Annotated in this window: 4 protein-coding genes and 6 pseudogenes; 3 read left to right on the top strand and 7 right to left on the bottom strand. The window is 57.5% G+C overall.

Going from position 1 to position 5,806, the window contains the following annotated elements:
- Positions 1–64 precede the first annotated feature (64 nt).
- From KHC19_RS08855 to KHC19_RS26460, 3 genes and pseudogenes are all read right to left on the bottom strand, one after another.
- Positions 65–672 (bottom strand): annotated as a pseudogene (locus KHC19_RS08855) (transposase domain-containing protein); the annotation flags it as partial.
- 42 nt (positions 673–714) lie between these two features.
- A pseudogene (gene tnpB / locus KHC19_RS08860) lies at positions 715–1,019 on the bottom strand (IS66 family insertion sequence element accessory protein TnpB).
- Complete coding sequence (locus tag KHC19_RS26460; protein WP_378297318.1) at positions 908–1,315, bottom strand: hypothetical protein; 408 nt, start codon at positions 1,313–1,315, stop codon at positions 908–910. The pseudogene tnpB and the gene KHC19_RS26460 overlap by 112 nt, the downstream one beginning before the upstream one ends.
- Before the next feature lie 427 nt (positions 1,316–1,742).
- Between KHC19_RS26460 and KHC19_RS08870 the strand changes: the two genes are divergently transcribed.
- Positions 1,743–1,988 (top strand): hypothetical protein, encoded by a 246-nt coding sequence (locus KHC19_RS08870; protein WP_213352005.1) that lies wholly within the window; start codon positions 1,743–1,745, stop codon positions 1,986–1,988.
- A gap of 567 nt (positions 1,989–2,555) precedes the next feature.
- Here KHC19_RS08870 and KHC19_RS08875 read toward each other — a convergent pair.
- The 3 genes and pseudogenes from KHC19_RS08875 to KHC19_RS08885 form a co-directional block, all read right to left on the bottom strand.
- A complete protein-coding gene (locus KHC19_RS08875; protein ID WP_213352006.1) occupies positions 2,556–2,780 on the bottom strand; it encodes a hypothetical protein in 225 nt (74 codons plus the stop codon).
- A gap of 50 nt (positions 2,781–2,830) precedes the next feature.
- Complete coding sequence (locus KHC19_RS08880) at positions 2,831–3,844, bottom strand: alginate lyase family protein (protein ID WP_213352007.1); 1,014 nt, start codon at positions 3,842–3,844, stop codon at positions 2,831–2,833.
- Between the two features lie 479 nt (positions 3,845–4,323).
- A pseudogene (locus tag KHC19_RS08885) lies at positions 4,324–4,538 on the bottom strand (ATP-binding protein); the annotation flags it as partial.
- Between the two features lie 91 nt (positions 4,539–4,629).
- Here KHC19_RS08885 and KHC19_RS08890 point away from each other — a divergent pair.
- Together KHC19_RS08890 and KHC19_RS08895 are read left to right on the top strand one after the other, a co-directional pair.
- A pseudogene (locus KHC19_RS08890) lies at positions 4,630–4,881 on the top strand (ISL3 family transposase); the annotation flags it as partial.
- 85 nt (positions 4,882–4,966) lie between these two features.
- Positions 4,967–5,248, top strand: a pseudogene (locus KHC19_RS08895) (transposase); the annotation flags it as partial.
- A 72-nt stretch (positions 5,249–5,320) separates the two neighbouring features.
- On the opposite strand, the pseudogene KHC19_RS08900 reads toward KHC19_RS08895, so the two are convergent.
- Positions 5,321–5,806: pseudogene (locus tag KHC19_RS08900) on the bottom strand (IS110 family RNA-guided transposase); the annotation flags it as partial.

The following is a 5,806-nucleotide window of genomic DNA, read 5'->3' on the forward strand; positions in this document are numbered from 1 at the left end:
TCGTCCGTCTCCATGATCGACGGACTCTACCTAAATCTGGAGGAAGATCAGGGTCTCAGGTCACTGCCCGCCCCACCCAGTCCGCCAGCGTCGAGCGGTCAAGCACGATGCCCTGGCGCCCGTAGACCTGGGCCTGGCGATACAAAGGCAGATGGTCGGCGTATTTGGAGACGAGCACATGGGCGACGGTCGCCTCGGTCGGCAGTCCGCCCTCGATCAACCGCGCCGGAGCGGGGGCCTGCACCACCGCCTCCGCGCAGGAGAGGCAGGCATACTTCGGCCGGCGCACCACCAGGACGCGGAACTGGGCGGGCACCATGTCGAGCCGCTCCGCCACGTCCTCGCCGATGCGGTGCAGCTTGCCGGAACAGCAGGGGCAGATGTCGCTCTCGATATCGACCACGGTCTCGATCCGCGGCAGGTGGGCGGGCAGAGCCCTCGGTTCGCACGGCGCTTCGCGACCCGCCCGAAGCCGGCGGCTTCGACCTGCTCCGCCTTTTCCAGCGCCAGCAGCAACTGGTCCTCGGGCAGGCTCTCCGCCCGCCAGCCGAAGCGGTGGCGCTGCAGCTCCTTGATGATCTGGCGCAGGCGCTCGATCTCCGCGTCCCGCGCGAGCAGCATCGCCTGGAGCGTCTCGGGATCGTGGGAAAGCTCAGTGGAGAGCGAAGCCATGAGCCGCAATGAATCATATTCGCCCGGCGCATGAAAGTCTCTTCAACTGGCGACGACCGGTGTCGTCGTGCGTTGCACCTCGTGCACCCGCCGCCAGTCGAGGCCCTCAAGCAGGGCTGGAGCTGGGCCGATGTCAGCTGCAGGGTGCCGTCCGCGATCTTCGGCCAGCGGAACTCCCCGTCCTCAATCCGCTTCGCCACCAGCACGACGCCGGTGCCGTCCCAGAACACCAGCTTCACCCGGTCGGCGCGCTTGGCCCGGAACACGTACACCGTGCCGGAGAACGGATCGGCGCCCATGGTCTCACGCACCAAGGCGGCGAGCCCCTCCCCTTTGCGGAAGTCCACCGGCCGCGTCGCCACCATAACACGAACCGAGCCGCTCGGACCGAACACGACCCGGCCTTCAGCGCGCCGATGACCGCCGCGATGATGACCGGCGAAGCCCCGTTCTCGATCGTCACCCTGACCCCGGCGACGTCGACTTCGATGGCCGCCGCCCGGCGTTGCCGGCCACGCCGCTTCGGCCGTGACAGTGGGGCGGACAGCTCAGCTGTGAGAACCGGTTCCGGAGCGACCACCGCCGGCACGAAAGCCGGGACCGTCTCGCTCGCCTTTCGCGCCTCACGCCGCCACGTGAACAACTGCTGCGGCGTCAGTCCGTGGCGGCGGGCAACCGCAGAACACCACGGCGCCGGGAGCGAGCGTCTCTTCCAGGATCCGAGCCCGCTCGTCCGCCGTCCAACGCGCGCCCCATCGCGCCGTTGATAACCTCGAAGCGCCGGACCTCACCCTCCGGCCCAAGTCTATGGTCAAGCCCAGACACAACGATCCTCCAATCAGGATCGTCAGACTGCGCTCTCACGCCTCACCTATGAAGGTGCCCCCGGGACGACGCTTACTGAAGGCAAAACATTCGATTCAGAACTCGAATGACCGACCAGCCGTTGAACCGCCAGAGCGAGCGCTACGCCCGCGAGGGCATTAACCTGATACTGTCGACGCTGACCGACCATTCCGCGCCTGGGCGGCGGCTTTGGACCCGTTGCACGCGCTGCTCGAGCGCCATGTATGACAAAGGAGAAGATCGACACCGACCAGACCCGGATGTATGTCTGCGACGATCAACTCTTCGATGGCACCGATCCGCTGGCGGTGTTGTTCCGAAGCATCCCGCGGCCGCTCCAGCGATCATCTGCAAGAGCATCTAACGCGCTTCACTGGCATCCTGCAGGCGACGCCAACCGCCAGCGTTCATGCTCTGTTGAACTTGGTCAAGGTCGTAATTTTCGCCTGGTCGAACCAGCCATAGGCTGACGAGATTGCCTACGCGCGACTACGAGCAGATGTGCCGGCGTCGCTGAGATCTGGGCCAAGCGATGAACACCGAGACGTTCGAGGACCACATCGCCCACCTTCCGCACTTTACCGTCAAGTGTACAACACAGACCAATCGCCCCCCGCGCCTCTCCACCATAGTGAGCCACACCTTCTTCGAGGCGGAATTCTGCATTCCTATTTCCAGCTGGCATAAAGGACCGGTCGGCACTACCCGCTCAAACTGGAGGGAGAGTCACATAGAAAACGTCCTACACCGTCATCGAACTTAAGCTTCAGGTTGGCACGCCAACCAAAACCTGCATTCTTAATCCGCTGCATCGACTGATCGATAACTGAAACATCCAGCGCGCCGAGGTCCCCCTGCCCTGCTCAAATCAGCACGACCTCCGAGCCCTCGACCAACGTGGGGCTCGATAAGGCTCCCGGCGCCGAACTGGGGACTCGAATCACAGTACAGCCATCGGGGATCGTGTATAAAGCCTCAACGTATAGGACTCTCCCTATCACTTCGTGACAAACATCTATTTTTATTGCATGAGCTGATCAATAATTGTTATTCTCCATTAGGAATAACCACTCCCCCCTATCCCATAATTCCGCGTATATTGCCTGCAAAATATAATCCCCTTTATCATACGGCTGATAAGCGCGTTCCCACCCTCTCCAGGCACGCATTAATTGCTTAGTCGACAATTCTTCAACGGCGATTGAAGCCGCCGGCCCTGTTGGAATATCTGGAAAAATAAATTCAATTTTTCCTTCTGACATTTCTTATTCCATTCTATCGCGATTTCATTTTTATTAACTACAGCATACTACTAATGTACGGTTCCAGAGACATTGCATGTATCATATTTTCTTGTCAGGCTATCAGTCAATTTCAACAAACTCCCTCCGAGACGCACAGGGCCAGAATCTTTTGCCTTTTCCGCGATCAGTTGATCCGATTGAGGCCTTTCAAGCAAAACAAGCCATGGCGGCCTTGACACATCGAGCTGTCGATATCCACTTAATTGAGCAATGTATCCGCTGCCGTTAAACTCTTTTTCCAACATGGAGGTAAGAGAGAGTAATTTGTTGGGTATTTTTTGATCACAACGTACAAATGAACGGATGAATTCAAATCCAACCAATGGTTGAGCAGCAAATACATGATACAAAAATGCTCGCTCGCCTCGCCCGCGTTCTGCCGCGAGTGTCCCGTCAGATTCAATATCATTTAGTGCATTATTATACATTTCTTCCGCCCAATACCACATCCTCATATCATTTATTGCAATCGCCGCCGCCCCAACACCAAATACCCCCCAATATCCGATATTTGTCATTTTTTTTCTTGATTCAGTGTATTTTATGGTAATCGATGCAAGATCTCGAATCCAATTATCTATTATTTCTTTATCATCCGACTCAACTATATCATAAAGCTTAAGATATGATATTGAAATTGAGCCAAGAACCCAAATCCTTACTTTATCCGCCTGCCCCCTATTTTTTGATCCTTCAAGTGCGTCAGCTAGCGCCCACGCCTTCATTATCTGAATGGCGCACTCTTTCTTGAAGCGCGTATTGTCGTTTGCAAGTCCAACAATGACTTTTTGGAATCTTGTAACCCCCTCAGTTAATCGGATATTTTTATCCCTACGCTCTTCGACTATTTGGGATCGTGTAGGATCCATACGGTCATAGTAGGATAGTGCGTTTATATTTTTTATAGGAGGCCCCACATTCGGACACGCTTGATCCTCTTGCGCATTAGCAGATGCGTGCACAATAAATACTGCGCATATAAATAATATTACCTTACCAACACAATGTCTTATCTTGAGCATATTTCGAATATCCCTCATCACCTTGATTGGGTTGCCAAAACTGCCTTTCCGCAAATCGAATATTTAGATATTACATTTCTCTTACACCATTCCCCCCGAATATAGCACAATTATGGCGCGAAGTTCAGACACCAATTTGCTTTTCATGAGCCTTTCAAAGCCTGGCTGGAGAAATGAGCGACGGTTTACGTACCAAAGGATGACTCACCCAAATCGAATTGGCGGCCTCCTCGGGAGTTGCGCCATGCTGGGCTGCCACGGCCCCCTAGCTTTGCTAGCGGAAAGGTGTTCACGTAGTGGTCACTAGGGCTGAAAGCCGAGGGTCTCCGATGACAAGAAGGGTAGTCGGACTCGCCGGCGCCCGGGGTCCACCGCCCAAAATTCACATCCTTGCTGAGCACCTACTATGCAGGCCGCCGCGATAGGTGGTGCGGCAGAGCTGCTTTGGGTTCCGCAGCCGTTCCTGCCCCCGGTCGAGTTCAGAGCCTGTTCTTGAAACGCAGCTGTCGTTGCCGGTCTCGACGATGTCGCAATGATAGATGAGCTGATCGAGGAGCGTAGTCGTCGTCTTGGCGTCGCCGAAGACGATCTTTGTGGTGACGACGACAGAACTCTGCTCGTAAAGCCGACTGGTCAGATGAAGGAGCGGTTGGCCGTCGGTTTGTGCGAATGGTAGATAGCTGAGTTCGTCGAGGCGACCCGCGGTCTGAGTGATGGAGGCACCCGGGCGGTGGCTTGCGGTCCTCGATGGCGATGTTCAGGGCGGCCAGCGCCAGATCCATGCCGCTGCCGAACGCATCCAATATGAAGGGCATCTGCACCGCGAGGAAACCAATGCGGCTATTCTCGATCACACCAAATCAGGGGTGACGATTAAGGAGATCGTTCGCCGCACCGGATACAGCCGTGGTCTGGTCCGACGCGTATTGCGCGAGCAGCGCTCGGATGTCTTCCGCACCCGCGAGAGTTCACTCGAGCTGTTCCTGCCCTGGCTCGACGCGCAGTGGCCGGCTAGGCAGCGCAATGGCGCAGAGCTCTGACGTCAGCTCGGATTGGCCTGCTGGCCTGCTGCCGGTTTCGTGGACATGGAGATAAGGTGTTCAACGGGACTGGAGAGCGGGAATGCAACGACGGAGATTCAGCCGCGAGTTCACGCTTGAGGCTGTGAGATTGGTGAAGGATCGGGGCGTTGCCGTTGCGCAGGCTGCCCGTGACCTGGATGTCCACGAGAACGTGCTGGGTAAATGGGTGCGCGAGGCGAAGGCGGATCCTCAGCATGCCTTTCCCGGGCAGGGTCAGATGAAGCCCGAGCAGCTTGAGATTGACCGGCTGCGCAGGGAAGTGGCCAAGCTGAAGGCGGAGCGCGACATCCTAGAACGTATGGCCCGCCCCGTCTGGAAGGGTGTCGTCTGGTTAGCATGATCGGTCTGCATCAACGTATCCGGTCTCAGGAGCTGGCCCTGGCCAAGATGGATAAGCCTTGATCTTCTGATCGAGCAGGGCGCACTCGTCGCTCAGGTCCTTGACCAATGCGCGGGTGCGGGAGTTGCTTGCCAAGCGGTCGATACCAACCTCGTCGAGGCGTCGCATGAGGACGCTTCGCCCCTTCGGAAGGACGATCCCGCGTTCGAGCAGGACAGCTCGAAGCTGGTTGATCAGTGCCGTTCGAGCGAGCACCAGGCGTTCACGCGCCCGATGCAAGGCTTGGAGGTCGAGCTGGGCCTCGGTCTTGAGAGACACGAACCTCATGGTCGGCCGCGTGGCCGCCTCCGCGATCGCCTCCGCGTCTCGATCGTCGGTCTTCTGCGCCTTGACGTAGGGCTGCACGTACCCAGGGAACATCAATCGCACCTGGTGTCCTTGATCCGCAAAGACGCGCCCCAGGAAGTGGGCGCCGCAACACGCCTCCATCGCGACGACGCACGATGGCAGCTCGGAAGCGAACGCCACAAGGCGCTCTCG

The organism is Ancylobacter oerskovii, from assembly GCF_018390555.1.
GTDB classification, from domain to species: Bacteria; Pseudomonadota; Alphaproteobacteria; order Rhizobiales; family Xanthobacteraceae; genus Ancylobacter; species Ancylobacter oerskovii.

What these genes read in the sequence shown, in the direction of transcription:
- KHC19_RS08875 (WP_213352006.1), bottom strand. Translation starts at nt 2,780, where the DNA reads ATGTCAGAAGGAAAAATTGAATTTATTTTTCCAGATATTCCAACAGGG.
- KHC19_RS08880 (WP_213352007.1), bottom strand. Translation starts at nt 3,844, where the DNA reads ATGCTCAAGATAAGACATTGTGTTGGTAAGGTAATATTATTTATATGC.
- KHC19_RS08870 (WP_213352005.1), top strand. Translation starts at nt 1,743, where the DNA reads ATGACAAAGGAGAAGATCGACACCGACCAGACCCGGATGTATGTCTGC.